Raw genomic sequence first — 19,419 nt, 5'->3', positions numbered from 1 at the left:
ATTCCTGAACATAAAAAAGATAAATTGTCATTACAAAGGCCTGTACCATGAAAAATATATTAATTCTATTCGCAATATTACTAACGGGATGCACTTCCACGAGTCTGGTTGAAAACTGGAAAAACCCGGACATTGTACTGTTCCATGCCAATAAGGTATTGATCGTAGGCATGGCATCAAACGAGGAGGCCAGGTTGGATTTTGAAACGAACATGCAGAAAGAATTTAGCAAGCGGAATATTGAAGCCATGCGTAGCCTTGATGTTTTTGACGTTTCCTTTACCGATTCCAGAAAGACCGAAAAAGAACTTGATGATGTGGAACAAAGTCTGTTGGACAAGGATTTTGATGCCATATTGTTTACCAAAGTCGTTGGCTCCGAGGACAAGGAAAGCTTTTTGAAATCCATTTCCAGATGGAACAATTACCAAGGTAGGTTCAATGATGATTATTTAAGTCACCAGGACATCTATTACGACCAAGGGTACTATGATAAATTTACGGTATACCATGCCGAAACCACCCTGTACTGTATATGTGAAGGCAAGGAAAGGTCTATGATCTGGAGGGGAAGCATCGACATCTCAGACCCCAAGAACATTCAAAAAACCATTAAGGATTATATAAAGCTTGTTATACTGGCCATGGAAGACCAGGATCTAATATTTATCAAAGAAGAAAAAAATGAAATTACTGGTCTATAGCGCTAAAGATTTTGAAATCCCTTTTTTAAATAAGGCCAATAACAACGGTCATAAAGTTACATATACAAAAGATGCCTTAAATGCCGAGACGGCCATCCAAGCCGTTGGCCATAAGGCGGTTTCCATATTTTCAGGCGATGATGCCTCTTCCCTGGTATTGGAAAAATTATCAGATCTGGGAGTTCGTTATATTAGCTTGCGTTCGGCCGGGTATAACAACGTACACTTAAAAACAGCCCATAAATTTGGGCTTAAGGTAGCCAATGTTCCTGAGTATTCCCCCTACTCCATTGCCGAACATGCCGTTGCCCAATTGCAGACTCTTAACCGGAAGATTATTTTGGCAGATAAGCAGGTACACTCCTATAATTTTCTACAAAATAATCTGATGGGCTTCGATTTGAACGGAAAGACCGTAGGCATTGTTGGAACGGGCAAAATTGGCAGTGTTATGACGAAGATCATGCACGGTTTTGGTTGTAAAATACTGGCCCACGACCTCGAACCGGATTACAGACTTGTTCAATTGTACGACGTAACCTATACCTCATTGGATAAGCTATGTGAACAATCCGATATAATAAGCCTTCACATACCGCTTACCCAAGAGAATTATTATTTGATAGGCAAACAAAAATTAGCCCTAATGAAACCCGATGTTATATTGATAAATACTGCCAGAGGGGCCTTAGTGGAAACCAAGGAATTGATCAGTGCTTTGGAAAAAAAGGCAATTGGTGGCTACTGTACAGATGTTTATGAAAAAGAAGTAGGGTCGTTCTTTAAGGACAATTCTACCGAAGGGATCAAAGACGAACTCTTAAAAAAATTGTTATCCTTTCCCAATGTACTGCTTACACCACACCAAGGTTTTATAACCAAAGAGGCGTTGACCAATATAGCCGAAGTTACCTTTGAAAATCTAAATAGTTGGGAAAAAGGTAAACCATGCACCAATGAATTGGGTCTTGAGACCATCCATTCATAACAACGGACTAAACACTTTTCCGAAACCTTCCCTTAGCTTTTCTCCCCAAGGTCTCTTAATATGATCTTCATAGTCCAACATTCTACTTGAGTAGGCATCCTTAAGAAAATCTTCCTTCAAAAGTTGTGCAAAAGGAGCATCATAAACAATGGCATTTACCTCATAGTTCTGCTCAAAACTCCTGTCGTCCAAATTGGCCGTACCTATGGTAGCTATGGCATCGTCACTAACAATGATCTTACTGTGTAAAAAGCCGTCAGGAAATAAATATATCTTCACCCCGGATTTAAGAAGGGGCTCAAAATAAGACCGTACACTCCAGCTTACTATTTTGTTGTCCGCATTCTCGGAAACCATCAAACGTATATCTACCCCGCCCAAAGCAGCGGTCTGCAACGCTTGCATTATGGCCTGACCAGGGATGATATAAGGGTTGGTAATGTACAGATAGTCCTTAGCCTTATTGATAATGGTAAAATACGCCTGTTCCAAGGAAGGAAAATCATCGTCCGGTCCACCAGCTACAATCTGGACAAGCTTGCCTTTAACTTTTTCAATTTTATCCACACCTGGTTCCAAGGGCAGCACAGTAATGGTCTTTTGGCACACTAAGTACCAATCCATTGCAAAAACAAAGTCCAAATGACTGGCAGCGGCTCCTTCAAGTTTCAGGTGCATATCGTGCCAGTTGCCCAGTTCCACATCACCTTTCAGGTATTTATCCGATACGTTGATCCCTCCGGTAAATGCCACCTGGCCATCTACAACAATTATCTTTCTATGATTTCTATAGTTTAAAGAGGAAAAAAAACGTCCGAACTTAAAGGGCAGAAAAGGATATACCTCTACACCAATGTTTGCCAATTTCTTCAAATAGGCCTTACTTAATGAAAAGCTACCAATACCATCATAGATCATTCTTACCTCCACACCTTGTGCAATTTTACGTTCAAAAAGCCTTAATAGTCTTTGTGTAAGTTCCCCTTCTTCAAAAATGTAATATTGTAAGTGTATTCTGTGTTGGGCATTTTCCAAAGCTTCAAAGATAGATTCAAAGGTTGTTTTACCATCTTTCAAGAGTTTTAGTTTGTTGAATTCCGTGGGAGGGAAATGGGAACTTCGGTATACCAAGGTCATCAGCTTACGGTACTTTCCGCTCATGGAGGCCATGTGCTGCATCAAGGGTTCCGGCAGGTTCAAAAATGCCTTCTTTTTTAATTTTAACAATTTATTCTTTCTCCGATTTCTTCCCAAAAGAAGATACAGGAACATCCCACCCACGGGAATGGTGAAAATGGCCAAAAGCCAGGCCAAACTTTTTGAAGGTCTGGCACCGTGTAAAAGGATACTTATAATGATGGCTAAAGCAATAAGTAAATAAAGACTAAGAAAAATCGTATTCCACATATTACCTTTTTATTTTGTTTACTGGGATAAGTGCAATAGACAAAGTTCGGGAATTACTGTATTTTAACTATGATAATTATCAGCTATCGATATCATTGAGCAATTTACAGCTATCCCTTATAACAGGGAATAATAAGTAAAAAAAACCTCAAGGCATTATTTTTAAGTCTTGAGGGTTCTTTGATGTTCTTAATACTTAAGTTCCCACTTCTCTGGAAACTAAATTTATGCCAGAATTAATGGAGGTTTTGAATTTCTAAACCTAAGAGTGTGCCAATTTTCCTGAGAATAAGCCAGGTCCTTTAAATAATTGTAAAAAGGATTTTAAAGGCCCCATTGTTTTAAAGGGTACAAAATTAAACCGGAGGATGGCTTCAGGTGACTCCTCTCCCATAATGGTCAATCCGTTCGCTATCTCGAAATCCATGAATTCAATTCCTTCCGCACGCTCAATACACCTATCACTATAGGTGATTCTGCTCCCAGTTTTCGCAAGATAAAATCTAAATTCCCTATATGAGCCAGGTTCCAAGGCAAGTACGCTTTTGGATTTTAAAAAAAGACCGGTATGCATGCCTTTGATAGGTATGGAAGCCTGGCCTGGGAAGTTGGCAATAAAATGCTCCCGTCCATTAATATCTATAGCAGAAAACTTGGTGATGTTCAAATCCATTTCGGACACTTTCATATCCGTGACATATGAATTACACAATACTAAATCCTTTATACATTTTCCATCTGAATCCATTCTATACCTATCGGAAAGCAAAGGTACCACTTGCCAGGTCTTGGGGTAAAAGTTCAATTTTTTCATAACGAAGTATTTATAGAATATAGTTGCAAAGTTATGGGTAGGTGTACACCAATGGAACAACAGGATTTTCCAATATCTGTGCTGTTTTACCCCACTACCTACAAATCAATTGACCGATTCCTTTAAAAAATTTATATAATTCTTCAATTCCGCTGGAACGTCTGCATTTTTTTCTATATCGTGAAAGTGATGGGTCGACAACCTTTCCAAACCGGCAAAGGCATTCATTCTGTGAAAACCAAACATTACACCATCATCTACAGAGGTCTGACCAAAGAATTCCCCTTCCAAAGTAAATGCCTCCTTTGGTGCATTCCAGCTAGTGGTCAAAATATATTTTTTGCCCTTTAACAGGCCCCCGGTTCCATAATTTATTGCTGGATTTTTTCTACTTCTACCATCACTCTTGTAAATTCCATTTTGATGACCTTCGGTAAATACTTCATCAATATATTTTTTAAAACCAAAGGGAAGTTGAAACCACCAAATTGGAGTATGGTAAATTATAAGATCCGCCCATTTATATTTCTCGACTTCCTCTTTCGCATCATAGTTTTCACCCACCCCTGTTGATTTTACGGTATACCCCTCTTGGGATGTAAAATGTGAAATAGTAGTATTGAACAGGATTTCGTTAAACCTACCTCCAGAATGAGCAAAGGGGTGGCCGCCATTTATGATAAATATCTTTTTCATTGTTTTGATTTTAATATGGCACAAAATTAGTCGGCTTATATGTATTTTAAAAATAATACAAATCATACCTTTGTATTAAAATTTTAATAGAAATGGTGAATTTGGAATGGTATAGGACCTTTAAGGAAATCTATGAGAACGGCACCCTAACAAAGGCTTCTGTGGCCTTATATGCCTCACAACCTGGAGTAAGTGTTCATTTAAATGCACTTGAAGCCTATATTGGCAAAAAACTTTTTGAACGTACTTCAAGGAAAATGATTCCTACCGAAGAAGGTAAATTTCTTTATGAGTATATAATAGATTCCATAAAAACACTTGAAATAGCGGAACAGCACTTTAAAAAAACAACTCTAGATAAAAATCCTTCCCTGCATGTTGGTATGTGCTCCGAAACCTTTCAAATTATTATTGAGCCCGAGGTACCCAAATTACAATTTGATTTAGTGGCCAAGTTTGGAAACCATATGGATTTGATAAAAGACCTGAACAACGGTATATTGGATTTGGTCATTACCCCTAAGAAACATACCAACAAAACATCATTGGTTACCTATACCCCCTTCTCCAAGGAAAGGATTGTATTGATTGCGGGAAAACAAACAGATACCACCCCTATAAATATCCTCCTCAAAAACCAAGATAAGGTGGCCTTGGAAAAGGAATTGCAGCAGCACAGATGGTATAGTGCCTCCAATGAAATGGAACACTTTAGAAGGTTTTGGTATGAAAATTTTAACAAGCGCCCCTCTTTTAAACCTAATTATATTTTGCCAAGTATTAATTCGATCATCCGATGCTTGAGCCATGAGAATGGCTTGGCTTTGGTGCCTGATTTCCTGTGTAAGGAAGCCATTGCCAACCATGGGATTGAATTGGTATGGGAGGGAACTGCCCCTACAGAAAACATCCTCTACTTCGCTTCGCGGTCCGACTTAAAATACAAAAAGGAATTGGCCATACTTCAAGATATCTTTATTACTAAAATGAAAAGTGACGTTTAAATATATTCAAAAAATATCGAAGCCCATATCCTTTTGGATACAACCCTTTAGGGCAAAGTGGGATTTGTTAAAATAACATATATTTGAATGTACAGAAGTCCCCTAGAGGTACCATTGCACAACGGAGGAGACAGGCATAGGGGCTTTTTAAAACTGATGGCGTACCTTTACTCGGGAAGATTAATTCAAATCAAATCCAACGAATTTCAAAATGATGTTTTGAATACGATACACGTAAATGGGCCAAACCGCAACCTGAGTGTTTATGGTTTACGGCCATATAAAAAAATGTATTTGGAATGAATTTTACCAAGGACAATAACAAATCCCTAACAACCAATAAATACAATGAGGAGAACGTTTTTAGTGTTAGTACTGATTTTTGCTGTTTTAGTAACACCAGCGCAAGGACAGAATAGTGAGCAGGTATATTTTACCAATGGCTTTAAGATTGGAGAATTAACCGATTCCTCCGCAATACTATGGACCAGATTGTGTAGTTCCGAAAAACCGGTACCCATAAAACATACGCAAAAAGGCGCTCCCTTTAGAAGTCCCATCGATTTTGACAATAATATGCCGGTAAATGAAATGGACGGGGCCGTGGAGGGCTCCTTTGGGCAGATCAGTATTGAAGTGCGGTCCAAAGATACTGTGATAAACACGCCATGGCAATATGTCTCCGAGTATAGAGACTTTACCTTCAAACATAGGCTTTCCGGGCTCAAATCCAATACAACCTACTCTGTAACCATTAGGGGTAGGAAGTATAACAAAGCGCCAATTTCCCAAATACAGGGAGTATTTACCACGGCCCCCAAGGCCAATGAAGCGGTGCCAGTACTTTTCACCTCTTCCACTTGTCAATACTTTTGGTCCTATGACGATCCCAAAAGAGGGTTTAAGGTATACGATAACATGCTAAAATTAAATCCCATGTTTCACTGCCAAACGGGCGATTATGTTTATTACGACAAACCCGGGCCCATGGCCTATAATCTGGAGTTGGCAAGACATAAATGGCACGCCATTAATTCCTGGCCCTCTTTGAACAATTTCTACAACAATACGCCCCTCTACCTGCAAAAGGACGATCACGATTTATTAAAGGACGATGCCATGCCTACCTCCTCCCCTTTTGGGGAGCTGAGTTTTGAGGATGGTCTCTTAATTTGGAACGAGCAAGCACCGATAATGGATAAATCCTACCGAACATTCAGATGGGGAAAAGACCTTCAAATATGGATGGTGGAAGGCAGGGATTTTAGAAGTGACAATAAGGCGCCCGATGGAATGGAAAAAAGTATTTGGGGCAAGGAACAAATAGAGTGGTTTAAACAAACCGTAGAGGCATCCGATGCAACTTTTAAAATACTTAGTTCGCCTACACCTGTAGTTGGACCCGATAGGGCAAAAGGTAAAACTGACAACCATTCCAATGCTTCCTTTAAAACGGAAGGCGAGTGGTTGCGCAAATATCTATCCGAACAAAAAATGTTCGTAATCAATGGGGACAGGCATTGGCAATATGTCTCCGTTGACCCTGTAACCGGGTTAATGGAATTTAGTCAAGGACCTTCCAGTGATTCCCACGCCCAAGGTTGGGATCAAAATGACAAGAGACCCGAACACAAATTTCTAAGGGTAAAGGGAGGTTTTTTGGCTGTAAAAGTATATCGGGAAGGGAATACCCCTATTGTTGAATTTATACATTATGACGTAGATGGGAATGTTGTGAACAAGGAAACCATAAGAAGGTAAGAAATACCAACTGTACATTTTATGGCACCCTTTTTTACAGATATTGCAAACAATCTCCCAAGCCCTGTTAAGGGGTTTAAAATAGTTTTTAGCCCAGGACTTCCATACTTTTTTTATATCTACTGCCAGAACTGATCTTCAATCCTTATTTTTGCAAAATATTCAACATTGCATTCCGGTCATGAACAACGGTTTAAGACGATTACTTTACGAGTACCTTATCCAGTCGGGTTTGGAAGCCAACACGGCCGCCTACCTAAATGCCCTAATACTATTCGTTGGAATAATTTTAGTGGCCTTAGTAATGGATTATTTCCTTTGGAAACTATTGAGATTCTTATCGGTAAGGTTTGCTAGGCAATCCAAGACCAATTTTGACAATTTTTTAGTGTTCAATAAGGTCCCTAGACTTGTGGCGCACATTATACCGCTATGGCTGTTGTACCGATATCTACCTTTAGCCTTTCTAGATTTTGAAAATACTGAGGGCATTATTTTGAAGGCCATTGAAATCCTAACCATAATTTTGGTGCTTCTTTTGATACGAAGTTTGTTGCGAAGCATTAAGGATTATCTAAAGACCCTGCCCCATATGAAAGATAAACCCTTGGATAGTTATATCCAGGTGTTTATGATATTTGCCTGGATAGGCGGCCTATTAACTCTATTTGCGGTATTGACCGATACCACCATTTGGAAATTTTTTACCGCTTTGGGTGCGGCCTCTGCTGTAATCCTTTTAATTTTTAAGGATACCATATTGGGCTTGGTAGCCAGTATTCAGGTGAGTATAAACGACATGGTCCGCATTGGGGATTGGATAACTTTTGAGAAATTTGGGGCCGATGGTAATGTTACGGAAATTTCCCTTGCCACAGTGAAAGTTCAGAATTTTGACAAGACCATAACCACTATTCCCACCTATTCCCTAATTTCCGATTCGTTTAAAAACTGGAGAGGTATGGAGGCATCCGGGGGTCGAAGAATTAAACGGGCGCTGCTTATAAAACAGAAAAGCATTAGATTCCTTACTTCTGAAAACATTGAAACCCTAAAAAGTATTCAGATAATTTCCAAATATCTGGAGACTAGGAATGCAAATATAGAAACCTATAATAAAGAACACGATATCAACAAACAATTGGCCATAAATGGAAGGAATCTCACCAATTTGGGTGTTTTTAGAAAATATGTGGAAACTTACCTTAAAAACCATTCCGCAATTAACCAGACCATGACCCTCATGACCAGGCAATTACCTCCTACCCCCCAAGGGATACCCTTGGAAATCTATGCCTTTAGCAGTGACAAACGTTGGGAAAACTACGAATACATAATGGCCGATATATTTGACCATCTATTGGCCGCACTGCCATATTTTGAGTTGGAGGTATTTGAACTACCAACTTCATTTAACGATGTATTGGACAAAGGGAACTTTAAGAAGCAAGGACCGCAATAATAGATAGATTTACCAAAATTATCGGAAACGAAACCTTTGTTCCAGAGTTTTCCATTAAATTGAATGTATGAAACGAATATTGATTTTGTTTGCACATCCAAAGTTTGAACAATCCAGGGCAAACAAAGCTTTGGTCAAAATGATTGAGAACAAGGAGGGCGTTACCTTTCATGACCTATATGAACGGTATCCGGATTTTAACATAGATATCATTGGAGAAAAAAAACTTTTGGACGAGCATGATGTCATTGTTTGGCACCATCCTTTTTATTGGTACAGTTGTCCGCCCTTATTGAAACAATGGATGGATGTTGTCCTGGAATTTGGTTGGGCCTACGGCCCCAAGGCAAATGCACTACATACTAAAAAGTGTTTAAATGTAATCACCACTGGGGGTACCAGGGAAGTCTATTGCCCAACGGGCTCCAACAACTACTCGATAAACGAATTTTTACGCCCTTTTGAGCAAACGGCCAGACTTTGTGGAATGGAATATCTTCCTCCGTTTACGGTTATGGGGACCCATAACATATCCAACGAAGAACTGGACAAATACACCCTCCAATACGAACAATTAATTGTTGGATTAAGGCAGAATCTTCCTTTTGATGAGATCGCAAACTGTGAATTCTTAAATGACACTCCCCAACTAAATAAAGTAATTACACAATGAATGGTAGCTTTCTGTTCGCGGCAATTGTATTCCTGACCGGTGCCATTATTTGCGTACCCATCGCCAAGAAATTTGGATTAAGTTCTGTTCTTGGCTATCTGTTGGCCGGAGTACTAATAGGACCTTATATTTTGGGCTTTGTTGGCGATGAAGGCCAGGATATACTTCACTTTGCCGAATTTGGTGTGGTCATGATGCTTTTTCTTATAGGCCTCGAAATAGAACCAAAGAGCTTTTGGCAAATGAGGAAAACTATAATTGGTATGGGTGGAGCCCAGGTCTTGGGTACCATGATAGTTTCCTTTCTCCTCTTTAACACCATTGGATTCGATTGGAAAGTTTCCCTGATCATATCCATGGCAGTATCCCTCTCCTCCACTGCCATAACCTTACAGACCATTAAGGAAAATGGTTTAATGAATACCACCTATGGAGCCTCTTCCTTTTCCATTCTTCTGTTTCAGGATATTATAGTTATTGTGATGTTGGCGGTTATCCCCCTACTTACGGATTCGGAAAAAACTACAATTGCCGACGGTCATTCGGATCATATATATCTACTAGAAAATTTGCCATTAGGTTTTCAGGCCATGGCCATTTTCCTGTCGGTTGTTTTAGTAATACTAGCCGGCCGTTATTTTTTCGTACCCATGTTACGGCTTGTGGCCAAAACCAGGCTGAGGGAGCTATTGTCCGCCTCTGCCCTGCTTATTGTAATTGCCCTTGCCTATCTTATGGAATTGGTTGGTTTAAGTCCGGCATTGGGTGCATTTCTCGGCGGTGTGGTGTTGGCTACCAGTGAATTTAAACACGAACTGGAAAGTAATTTGGAACCCTTTAAAGGCCTATTGTTGGGCCTGTTCTTTATGGCGGTTGGGGCATCCATCAATTTTATTGTTATTGGGGACAATCCTTTAATGATTAGTGGTTTAGTGGTCGGCGTAATCGTATTAAAGGCCCTAATCCTATTTTTGGTCGGGGCCCTTTTTAAGCTCAAGGCCGATCAAAGGCTACTGCTAACGGTTGGGCTTGCGCAGATTGGGGAGTTTGCATTTGTACTACTTTCCTTTGCCTTTCAATTGAATATTCTGGATAGGGTTGAATTGGATATGATGCTGGTGGTAACCGCACTTACCATGGCCTTTACCCCCATAATTGGAATAATAAATGAGCGAATGATCCTACCACGTGTTGGAACCAAAAAAGTGTCAAGCAGACAGGTAGATCATATAGCAAAGACCCACAAAGTTATTCTGGTAGGTTTTGGCCATTTCGGTAGTACGGTTGGAAGGTTCCTAAGATCCTACGGTATTGAAGCCACCATTTTGGATAACGATTCCAACCGGGTAGATCTTCTGCGGAAAATGGGGTTTGAAGTCTACTATGGGGATGCCACCAGAATAGATCTTCTGGAGTCGGCCGGAATAGCAGAGGCCAAAATTTTAATCTCGGCAATCGACAATAGTGATAATGTGATCCATTTGACAAAAATGGTCAAGGAAAAATATCCAAACGTAAAATTGATGGTCCGTGCGAGAAATAGATATGACGCTTATGACCTACTTAATATGGGGGTTGAGGATGTGTACAGGGAATCTTTGGAAACCTCCGTTAAAATGGCAGGTGATGCCCTAAACCATTTGGGATTTAGAAAATACACCATATACAGACAGGCCCAGAAATTTATTCAATACGATGAGGAAGGCCTGAGACGTTTGGCCGATAAACCCAAAACTAGGGACGAATATATATTTAAGGCCAAAGAAGAGATTAAACAACAAGAAAAACAATTGGAGGAAGATTTAAAAAGAGGGATTATTGAATTTGACAATCATTGGGATAGCGATCAATTGAGAGCGGCCCACAAACTACCCAAGAAGTCATAAATCTTAGTAACCAACCACCTATAGACATGCCTTTAGAGCATCGGAAGGAACTACTGATATCATTTCGGCGCTCCCCCTGAACGGGATCATAAAAGGATTTCAAGTGATAGTTTAGTATATCAACTATGTTTAGCTCCAGTTCACATGTACGAACACCAAACTCCTAGTTAAGCCATTTACATAAGCCGCCTCCCGTGGAACCTACAGTATATTCCATCCTAATGGATCTAAAAACAAGACTGTAAAGGATATAATAAAAAAACTCATTAAACAGATCACTGTTGTTTCGAATGGGCAATTGAAACATTGATAAAAAAGTATAAAACTTAAGGTTACCTTAGGAGAAGATCCAAGACATTTGTTTTACCGCCCTATTGTAAATAATTCAACAATTAACACGAAAATTGTAATCTTTTATTAAAACGTATCAATAATTTTAACGATTCACTAGTTTTGACATTTTTTAGTGATTTTTAACCAATTAGTTAACATAAATCATTTTTAACCAAACCATTGACCAAAATGAAAATAGGCATATTAAAAGAAACCTTGGATGGTGAAAGACGGGTTGCCATTACGCCAATTATTGCGAAACAATTAAGGGCCTCGGGTTTTGAAGTTCTCATAGAGGAAGGTGCTGGTGAGAACTCTTCCTTTAAGGATTCGGATTATAAAAATGTTGAGGTTGCTGTTGAAAAAAGAGCGGTCGTTTTTCACGAAGCAGAGATATTGCTGAAAATCAACCCCTTTGATGAAGAAGATTTAAAACTTGTGGACAAAGGTCAGATTCTGATCAGTAAACTGTACCATAAGTCGAACCCCCAACTAGTCCAAGCCATTGCCAATAAAGGGGTAACCGCTTTTTCTATGGATGCCATTCCAAGGATATCAAGGGCCCAGGATATGGATGTACTGAGTTCACAAAACAATTTGGCAGGCTATAAGGCGGTGATTTTGGGAGCCTTTGAAATGACCAAAATATTTCCTTTGATGATGACATCGGCGGGAACCATACCACCCGCAAGAGTATTGATATATGGTATTGGCGTTGCAGGTCTTCAAGCCATAGCCACAGCCAAACGATTGGGGGCCATTGTTGAGGCCACTGATATTAGATCCGAAACCAAGGAGCAAGCAGAATCCTTGGGAGCAAAATTTATCTCGGTCAACAATGAGGGAGAGGAATCGGAAGGGGGTTATGCCAAGGAAGCCTCGGCAGATTATCAAAAAAGACAAAAAGAGGCTGTAAATAAATCATTGTTCCAAGCAGACTTGGTTATTACCACGGCCAATATTCCTGGAAGAAAGGCACCGATTCTAATAACGGAGGAACAGGTAATGCAAATGAAAAACGGTGCGGTAATCATCGACTTGGCCGCCGCACAAGGTGGAAACTGCGAAGTAAGTCAGATAAACAAGACCATTGTCAAAAATGGAGTAAAAGTCATAGGCACCAGTATTGATCCAAGAAGCGTTTCTACCAATGCCAGTGATCTTTATGCAAAAAATATCTACAACTACATTATGCATTTAACCGAAGAAACCCATTTTAAATGGGATCTGGATGAACAAATTACAGATGAGACCCTGATTGTTAAAAATGGAACCATTAGAAAAAATTAAAATAAATAAATGATGAATGAGATTTTGGAATTTATTGGAAACAACCTACAGATTACATACATACTTATCCTGGCCATATTTGTTGGTGTAGAGGTAATAAAAAGCATTCCCGCAGTTTTGCACACACCCTTGATGTCAGGGGCCAATGCTTTGAGCGGTGTGGTTATAGTAGGGGCCATTTTAGTAATGCTTCATGCAGACCCTACTGATTATGTAGCCTTGTCATTGGGTTTCGTGGCAGTAGTTTTGGGGGTCTTAAATGTAGTTGGTGGCTTTGCTGTTACCGACAGAATGTTACAAATGTTTAAAAGAAAAAAATAATGGGGATTTTATTGAATATAATATATCTGATCGCAACCGTTACCTTTATAGTTGGCCTAAAAATGCTAGGCCACCCGGAAACGGCAAAAAAAGGTAACTTAATTGCGGCCGCCGGGATGGGTTTGGCCATTGTGGGTACCGTTTTTGTACATGAACAGCAGGTTCCACCTTTAATTTATATCCTGATTGCCGCGGCAATACTTATAGGCTCCTTAATTGGCTGGCTGATAGCAATAAAGGTGGAAATGACGAAAATGCCGGAATTGGTCTCTTTGTTCAACGGCTTTGGCGGTGCCAGTGCAGCGCTTATAGGGTTGGTAGAATACAGTAAAAATGTAAATAACATTACCCAGTCTACCACCATAGTTTCTGGCATAATAATCGGGGCCATTACATTTTCCGGCAGTTTAATTGCCTGGGGCAAACTAAACGGCTCGTTAAAAAGTGTGGTGAGGATACCCTACTACAATATCATAAACAACCTTGTAATTATTGGAATTGTCATTTTTGCGGCATTTATGGTCGCTACAGGCGTAGATAGTCAACTACTATTATATGCATTTTTGGCCTCAGGCCTGATCTATGGCATTCTATTTGTCCTTCCCATAGGGGGAGCGGATATGCCAGTGGTAATTTCTTTATTGAATTCTTTGACAGGTATTGCTGCTGCCATTACAGGGATACTTTATAACAATATGGTGATGCTCGTTGGGGGTATTTTGGTAGGATCTGCCGGTATTATTCTAACGGTAGCCATGTGCAGGGCCATGAACAGGACTTTGGGTTCCGTAATTTTTGGTGCATTTGGAGGAGCAGCTACAGCCATAGGCGAAAATAAGGCCTTAGGGTCTATAAAGAGCACCAATCCCAGTGATGCGGCCATTATGATGAATTACGCCAACCAGGTGGTGATAGTTCCTGGTTATGGCCTGGCAGTGGCACAGGCCCAACATGTAATACATGAGTTGGAAGAGCTATTGACAAAAAAGGGGGTGAACGTAAAATATGCCATTCATCCGGTAGCAGGGCGTATGCCGGGCCACATGAATGTACTATTGGCGGAATCCAATGTGGAATACAATATGCTGGTTGAAATGGAAGATATCAATCCCCAGTTTAGCAATACCGATATAGTGCTGGTTGTTGGAGCTAATGATGTTGTTAACCCTGCTGCACATAACAATCCAGCGAGCCCAATTTACGGTATGCCTATTTTGGATGTGGAAAATGCCAAACATATCATCGTAAACAAACGCAGCATGAACGCGGGTTATGCCGGGATAGAGAATGAGCTTTTCTATAATTCCAAAACCTCCATGCTCTTCGGAGACGCCAAGGCTGCGCTGACTGATTTGGTGGCCGAATTGAAAAACATGTAATCATCCCCTTCGTAGTATTTTGACCTATTGTATAAGGAGAATCACTTTGAAGGATTTGGATTGTGTTTTCCAGTTTAGGGAGTTTAAAGGTAGTTGCATCTGGGAATTGCGGAGCACTCCCCTTATTAACACTTGGATCATATAGGATAATGCCTTAGTATTTGTCCCAGATTCAAGTAAAAAGTGCTATCAAAAAAGATGGGAGTCCCATTTAGCCCTATCTATGGCTGGGTAGCGTCTAACAGATTAGGAAACACCTATCACTCGAAAACTATATGTCGGCTCATATTTTCCTCAACGGACATAAAGGATTCTACCCCTTTTATGCCTTCAATGGTTAAAATAGCATCCTGGTATACCTTCCTGTAGTGCATACTATCTTTGGCATGCATTTTAAGAAAAATATCAAATTTACCGGTACTATGATGAATTTTAACTATTTCCGGTACCTTGCGTAAGGCTTCAATAACCTGTTTGTACATAAAACTTTCCCGTAGATAAACTCCTAAGAAAATAGTCATTTTCCACCCTATTTTACTGTAGTCCAAATTAAGGGTTGAACCTTTTATCAACCCAAGGTTTATCATTTTTTTGGTTCTTGCATGGACTGTCCCTGGTGAAATACCTGCCTTTTTCGCTACTTCGGTATAAGGCATCTGGGCATTATCTGCCAGTAAACTTAAAATTTTGAAATCCATTTCATCCATTCTATCTTTCATAGTGCTCAATATTAGATAATCCAGGCCTAACAAATTTGCCAGCACCTCAGTAATATTTACCAAATGCTGTGTTTTACTCTGATAATTGTTAGTTTCAGTAAATTTAATTCATCATTTATCGAAAAACACCAATAATATGATAATAAAAGAACACAAAAATAATTTTATATCATTTTTCATAAGTAGGATTTTTCATATTCATAAATAGCTATTATGCCACCTGCTTATTGGTCTATTTAACTTCATTTCCGATCTTCCATCACATGTATTATCTGTCCTTTTATTGTCTTAAATAGCCCTTTGTTCTATTTACCATCGTCAAGTGGTTAGGTAATGTTTATTTGATAATCGGTTGCCCCCTATATCAAGTTTACATCTCCTTTTTTAAAATCGATTTGGCTCACCAAAACGATGATGTACAAACGGAATCGAGAACCTTATTTGCAGTTAACATTAGGTAATTCAACATAATTAAGGTAACTTTGTACATGTTCTGCACTACAGAACAGTCAAAATAGTATTACCTATTGCCAATTTGCAGTAGTTCGTTAAGCAATTATCACAAGATTTTACTTCTCGTTTTTTTACACATTTTGAAGTAATTTATTGTTTAACTAATTTTTTCATTTATTAAAAATCTATCTTTTCCAACATCAGTAGGCTCCGATTTTTCAAAAACACTAAAAAAACGTGTTTCCGAATATTTCAAAAGCACTAAAAAATCTAGGCATGGCAACCGTCAAATGCTTTTTAAAAGCATCGTAATGTTATTGCTGTTTTTTACCCCTTTAGCAACTATTATTTTCTTTCCTCCCACAAGTATCCTGTTATTGTTCGGATTGTACATCTTGAGTGGTTTGGGTATGGCCGGTATAGGCATGGGAGTAATGCATGATGCCATTCACGGGTCCTTTTCCAAGAATAAAATGGTCAATAAAATTATGGGCTATACCATCAACCTTATTGGTGCAAATGACAAGGTCTGGAGGTTGCAACATAATGTTTTGCACCATAGTTATACCAATATCGAGGAACATGACGATGATATAAACGCACCATTTTTCTTGAGGTTTTCACCTCACGCCAAAAAGAACAAACTTCATAAGTATCAACATTATTACGCTTGGTTCTTTTATGGTCTATCAACAATTTCATGGGTCACCTCTAAAGATTTTGTCCGATATACCAGATATTACAAAATGGGACTGGTTAAAAACAGAAGGACCTATATTGAAGGAATTCTTAAGATTATGGCTTGGAAAATAATCTATTTTTCATATGCTTTGGCTTTACCCATACTATTGACCTCTATTTCTCCTTGGGTAATAATTTTGGGCTTTTTGGCCATGCACTTTGTAACTGGCCTATGCATCACATTGGTCTTTCAGACGGCGCACATTATGCCCAATGCTTCATTTCCTCTACCAGACAACAATGGAAATTTGGAATCCGAGCGTTTGGCCCACCAATTGGAGACCACTTGTAATTATGCGCCAAACAGTGCACTATTATCGTGGTTGGTCGGTGGACTAACCAATCAGATAGAGCACCATCTTTTTCCTAACATTTCACACATACATTATCGTAAAATTGCACCAATCGTACAACGTACCGCGGAAGAGTTTGGTTTACCGTATCACTCCAACGGATCTTTTGCCTCGGCAATTTTCGAACACTTTAAAATGTTGCGGGATTTGGGACGAATGGAATTACAACCAATTCCATCCCATCACTAATTATATATTTTTTGCCATACATAAAAAATAAAGGACAAGATTGCCAGGCAGAAGACTTATGCCAAGGTTAGATATTCAATTACCTATCACGTTATCAACATATTGGGAGGAATCCATTTGGGTAAAGTAATCCCAATAGTTCTTCGAAACCTATTGTGACAGGGCCGCGTTGGCACTTTTGACCAGCTTGTCCGTATTATTCCGTTTGCTATTGATTTGATTCCAATCTTCTTGTCCTTCATGTGATACTTTACAACAAGATGGAAAAGTCCCGTATAATGGGTCCTCATGGACAATAGGGATATATCTCCGTAGAAGTTTGGTATGGCCAAATAGGTTTTTGGGTCCGGATCTTCCGACCTGCCCTTGATGCAATCCTTACCTTAAAACCCTTCCATGTTACTGTTGGCCCAAATAGATATGTCTTATATGTATAACTGTCCATTATTATCGACATACACAGGCATTCATTAGGCACTGTTCTATAATCACCTCTTCAAAATCATTGACGGTGCAATACCAAACATTTTTTTGAAAGAGTATGAAAAATGGGACAAATCTTCAAAACCTAGATCCAGATATATTTCAGAAGGCTTTTTATGCTTAGTGTTCATAAGAAAATGTGCTTCCTCAAGACGTTTTTTTGTTAACCACTGCCTTGGTGAATCGTTAAATGTTTTTCTAAAATCACGTTTAAACGTGGCTAGACTCCTTCCTGTAAGTTTGGCAAATTTTTCAAGCGGAACGTTGAAGGTGAAATTTTGGATCATATATGCTTCCAAGTCTATTTTATGGGGGTCATTAAAATCGAATAAAAAACTGATGAGCTCCGGCTTCACTTTTAAGAGTAACTCAATAGCTTCCAATATCTTATGTTCAGAAATTGCTCTAGTTAACATTTGAGGATTATCAATATACGGCAATAAAGATTCGAGGTAATCCTTCAACAAAACATCTTTTGTTAAATCGATGATGTAATCACCATGATATCGATTATTGTTTTCAATGGCATGGGTGGACGCATATTTCCATAATGCATTTTGATCCAGTAAAATATTTATTGCCCTAAAAGGCTTACCCTTAGCCTCTGGTAATTTCATGGATTTTGCCAATTGATTCCTACGGATTAGCCCTATACTATTTTTTTTAAAAACAACGGTACCACCATTTGAATAAAGGTGCAATTCGCCGGAAAGGACAATTCCCAAGGCATTCTCTTCTACAAATTGCTCATTACCCCTTTCTTTTTCATAGACACAGGAATATAGAATATTATAGTTCTGCACTCCCATTGCCATTACTTTTTGAATTGGCTCAAAATTATTTTATCCATCATTTTATCAGATAACACCTTATTCATTAAAAGTAAAGGTTTTGCCATAAAGCCACCACTATACCTTGTATTAGGCCTGTTTACTGTAATTGCCTTTAGAATAAGGGTGGCAATTACCGCAGGATCGGTATTTTTATTTTTAAACTTTTCACCTGTTTCTATCATTTTATCAACCATTGTTCCATAAACTCCCTTTTCAGAAACCTTACGGGCATTTTCCATCGCTATATCACTCCATTCAGATTTGACCCCCCCTGGTTCTATGAGAATTACATCTATTCCAAAATGTTTTATCTCCATACGCAGGCTATCACTTAAGGCTTCCAATGCAAACTTACTCGCATGATACCAACCACCAAAAGGATTTGCCAATTTCCCTCCAATAGAGGATATATTAACAATTTTACCAAATTGGGCTTTTCGCATATATGGTAAAACCAATTGCATTAATCTTGCCGCTCCAAACACATTAACTTCCAATTGATAACGGGCAGATTCAATAGCTACATCTTCTATAGCACCATAGGATCCAAAACCTGCGTTGTTAATCAATACATCTATTCGCCCTTCGCATGTGATAATTTCTTCGATACCGGATACCATTGTACTATCATCAGTTAGGTCCATATGAAGGAGTTTTGCTCCCAACTGTTCCAAATCCTTCATTTTATCTAGCCTTCGCGCGGCACCGTACACTATATATCCTTTTTTTAACAACAATTTAGCGGTGGCTTTACCTATTCCTGAAGAAGCTCCAGTTATTAAAACTATTTTGCTCATATCTTATTTTTTTTAAATGCAATGCAAAAATAGCGTGATATAAAGGGTGAAACTTTGCTCAAAAGCTCAAACATGTTTGTTGGGCATATACGTTGTTGTCAAGGACATATCAATACATTAAAAAGCAAGATAT

At 39.0% G+C, this 19,419-nt stretch carries 17 protein-coding genes; 11 read left to right on the top strand and 6 right to left on the bottom strand.

All coding sequences use genetic code 11. From position 1 onward, the window contains the following. The first annotated feature begins 47 nt into the window (after positions 1 to 47). Both C7972_RS13760 and C7972_RS13755 read left to right on the top strand, forming a co-directional pair. Entirely contained in the window at positions 48 to 704 is a 657-nt protein-coding gene (locus C7972_RS13760) for a hypothetical protein (protein ID WP_110356758.1), read from the top strand. After that, positions 685 to 1,692 carry a 2-hydroxyacid dehydrogenase gene (locus C7972_RS13755; protein WP_110356757.1) on the top strand — a complete coding sequence of 336 codons (1,008 nt, stop codon included), beginning with the start codon at positions 685 to 687 and terminating at the stop codon, positions 1,690 to 1,692. Before C7972_RS13760 ends, C7972_RS13755 begins: the two co-directional genes overlap by 20 nt. On the opposite strand, the gene cls is transcribed toward C7972_RS13755, so the two are convergent. From cls to C7972_RS13740, 3 genes are all read right to left on the bottom strand, one after another. Beyond that, complete coding sequence (cls, locus tag C7972_RS13750) at positions 1,687 to 3,099, bottom strand: cardiolipin synthase (RefSeq protein ID WP_110356756.1); 1,413 nt, start codon at positions 3,097 to 3,099, stop codon at positions 1,687 to 1,689. The genes C7972_RS13755 and cls overlap by 6 nt on opposite strands. 262 nt (positions 3,100 to 3,361) lie before the next feature. Then, positions 3,362 to 3,913 (bottom strand): hypothetical protein, encoded by a 552-nt coding sequence (locus tag C7972_RS13745; RefSeq protein WP_110356755.1) that lies wholly within the window; start codon positions 3,911 to 3,913, stop codon positions 3,362 to 3,364. 105 nt (positions 3,914 to 4,018) lie between these two features. Then, positions 4,019 to 4,609 carry an NAD(P)H-dependent oxidoreductase gene (locus tag C7972_RS13740; RefSeq protein WP_110356754.1) on the bottom strand — a complete coding sequence of 197 codons (591 nt, stop codon included), beginning with the start codon at positions 4,607 to 4,609 and terminating at the stop codon, positions 4,019 to 4,021. Positions 4,610 to 4,701: 92 nt separating this feature from the next. Here C7972_RS13740 and C7972_RS13735 point away from each other — a divergent pair, with 92 nt between their 5' ends. The 8 genes from C7972_RS13735 (at position 4,702) to C7972_RS13695 (ending at position 14,718) form a co-directional block, all read left to right on the top strand. Then, a complete protein-coding gene (locus C7972_RS13735; protein WP_110356753.1) occupies positions 4,702 to 5,613 on the top strand; it encodes a LysR family transcriptional regulator in 912 nt (303 codons plus the stop codon). A 348-nt stretch (positions 5,614 to 5,961) separates the two neighbouring features. Then, entirely contained in the window at positions 5,962 to 7,374 is a 1,413-nt protein-coding gene (locus tag C7972_RS13725) for an alkaline phosphatase (protein WP_110356751.1), read from the top strand. Positions 7,375 to 7,555: 181 nt separating this feature from the next. Further along, complete coding sequence (locus tag C7972_RS13720) at positions 7,556 to 8,836, top strand: mechanosensitive ion channel family protein (protein WP_110356750.1); 1,281 nt, start codon at positions 7,556 to 7,558, stop codon at positions 8,834 to 8,836. 67 nt (positions 8,837 to 8,903) lie between these two features. Next, positions 8,904 to 9,509, top strand: coding sequence for an NAD(P)H-dependent oxidoreductase (locus C7972_RS13715; protein WP_110356749.1), 606 nt, complete (start codon positions 8,904 to 8,906; stop codon positions 9,507 to 9,509). Next, positions 9,506 to 11,395 carry a monovalent cation:proton antiporter-2 (CPA2) family protein gene (locus C7972_RS13710; protein WP_110356748.1) on the top strand — a complete coding sequence of 630 codons (1,890 nt, stop codon included), beginning with the start codon at positions 9,506 to 9,508 and terminating at the stop codon, positions 11,393 to 11,395. Before C7972_RS13715 ends, C7972_RS13710 begins: the two co-directional genes overlap by 4 nt. A gap of 522 nt (positions 11,396 to 11,917) precedes the next feature. Further along, on the top strand, positions 11,918 to 13,018 hold the full coding sequence (locus tag C7972_RS13705; RefSeq protein ID WP_110356747.1) for a Re/Si-specific NAD(P)(+) transhydrogenase subunit alpha: 1,101 nt from the start codon (positions 11,918 to 11,920) through the stop codon (positions 13,016 to 13,018). A 9-nt stretch (positions 13,019 to 13,027) separates the two neighbouring features. Beyond that, positions 13,028 to 13,339 carry an NAD(P) transhydrogenase subunit alpha gene (locus C7972_RS13700; RefSeq protein WP_258364867.1) on the top strand — a complete coding sequence of 104 codons (312 nt, stop codon included), beginning with the start codon at positions 13,028 to 13,030 and terminating at the stop codon, positions 13,337 to 13,339. Further along, positions 13,339 to 14,718, top strand: a complete 1,380-nt coding sequence (locus C7972_RS13695; protein ID WP_110356745.1) for an NAD(P)(+) transhydrogenase (Re/Si-specific) subunit beta — start codon at positions 13,339 to 13,341, stop codon at positions 14,716 to 14,718. The genes C7972_RS13700 and C7972_RS13695 overlap by 1 nt, the downstream gene beginning before the upstream one ends. A 260-nt stretch (positions 14,719 to 14,978) precedes the next feature. Here the strand turns inward: C7972_RS13695 and C7972_RS13690 are convergent, their stop codons facing one another. Next, a complete protein-coding gene (locus C7972_RS13690; RefSeq protein WP_110356744.1) occupies positions 14,979 to 15,437 on the bottom strand; it encodes an Lrp/AsnC family transcriptional regulator in 459 nt (152 codons plus the stop codon). 764 nt (positions 15,438 to 16,201) lie between these two features. On the opposite strand from C7972_RS13690, the gene C7972_RS13685 reads away from it, so the two are divergent. Beyond that, positions 16,202 to 17,173 (top strand): acyl-CoA desaturase, encoded by a 972-nt coding sequence (locus tag C7972_RS13685; protein ID WP_110356743.1) that lies wholly within the window; start codon positions 16,202 to 16,204, stop codon positions 17,171 to 17,173. Between the two features lie 488 nt (positions 17,174 to 17,661). Here the strand turns inward: C7972_RS13685 and C7972_RS13680 are convergent, their stop codons facing one another. Together C7972_RS13680 and C7972_RS13675 are read right to left on the bottom strand one after the other, a co-directional pair. Beyond that, positions 17,662 to 18,465, bottom strand: coding sequence for an AraC family transcriptional regulator (locus C7972_RS13680; RefSeq protein WP_181422893.1), 804 nt, complete (start codon positions 18,463 to 18,465; stop codon positions 17,662 to 17,664). Positions 18,466 to 18,470: 5 nt separating this feature from the next. Next, complete coding sequence (locus tag C7972_RS13675) at positions 18,471 to 19,286, bottom strand: oxidoreductase (protein ID WP_110356741.1); 816 nt, start codon at positions 19,284 to 19,286, stop codon at positions 18,471 to 18,473. Positions 19,287 to 19,419 lie beyond the last annotated feature (133 nt).

It is taken from the genome of Arenibacter sp. ARW7G5Y1, from assembly GCF_003201775.1.
In the GTDB taxonomy this organism is placed as follows: Bacteria; Bacteroidota; Bacteroidia; order Flavobacteriales; family Flavobacteriaceae; genus Arenibacter.
Note: the sequence above shows the minus strand (reverse complement) of the source record. Positions and strands in the feature narration are given on the sequence as shown.

Coding starts and splice junctions, on each gene's coding strand:
- C7972_RS13755 (WP_110356757.1), top strand. CDS start 685: ATGAAATTACTGGTCTATAGCGCTAAAGATTTTGAAATCCCTTTTTTA.
- C7972_RS13735 (WP_110356753.1), top strand. CDS start 4,702: ATGGTGAATTTGGAATGGTATAGGACCTTTAAGGAAATCTATGAGAAC.
- C7972_RS13685 (WP_110356743.1), top strand. CDS start 16,202: ATGTTATTGCTGTTTTTTACCCCTTTAGCAACTATTATTTTCTTTCCT.
- cls (WP_110356756.1), bottom strand. CDS start 3,099: ATGTGGAATACGATTTTTCTTAGTCTTTATTTACTTATTGCTTTAGCC.
- C7972_RS13715 (WP_110356749.1), top strand. CDS start 8,904: ATGAAACGAATATTGATTTTGTTTGCACATCCAAAGTTTGAACAATCC.
- C7972_RS13745 (WP_110356755.1), bottom strand. CDS start 3,913: ATGAAAAAATTGAACTTTTACCCCAAGACCTGGCAAGTGGTACCTTTG.
- C7972_RS13725 (WP_110356751.1), top strand. CDS start 5,962: ATGAGGAGAACGTTTTTAGTGTTAGTACTGATTTTTGCTGTTTTAGTA.
- C7972_RS13690 (WP_110356744.1), bottom strand. CDS start 15,437: ATGAAAGATAGAATGGATGAAATGGATTTCAAAATTTTAAGTTTACTG.
- C7972_RS13710 (WP_110356748.1), top strand. CDS start 9,506: ATGAATGGTAGCTTTCTGTTCGCGGCAATTGTATTCCTGACCGGTGCC.
- C7972_RS13720 (WP_110356750.1), top strand. CDS start 7,556: ATGAACAACGGTTTAAGACGATTACTTTACGAGTACCTTATCCAGTCG.
- C7972_RS13705 (WP_110356747.1), top strand. CDS start 11,918: ATGAAAATAGGCATATTAAAAGAAACCTTGGATGGTGAAAGACGGGTT.
- C7972_RS13675 (WP_110356741.1), bottom strand. CDS start 19,286: ATGAGCAAAATAGTTTTAATAACTGGAGCTTCTTCAGGAATAGGTAAA.
- C7972_RS13740 (WP_110356754.1), bottom strand. CDS start 4,609: ATGAAAAAGATATTTATCATAAATGGCGGCCACCCCTTTGCTCATTCT.
- C7972_RS13695 (WP_110356745.1), top strand. CDS start 13,339: ATGGGGATTTTATTGAATATAATATATCTGATCGCAACCGTTACCTTT.
- C7972_RS13680 (WP_181422893.1), bottom strand. CDS start 18,465: ATGGGAGTGCAGAACTATAATATTCTATATTCCTGTGTCTATGAAAAA.
- C7972_RS13700 (WP_258364867.1), top strand. CDS start 13,028: ATGATGAATGAGATTTTGGAATTTATTGGAAACAACCTACAGATTACA.
- C7972_RS13760 (WP_110356758.1), top strand. CDS start 48: ATGAAAAATATATTAATTCTATTCGCAATATTACTAACGGGATGCACT.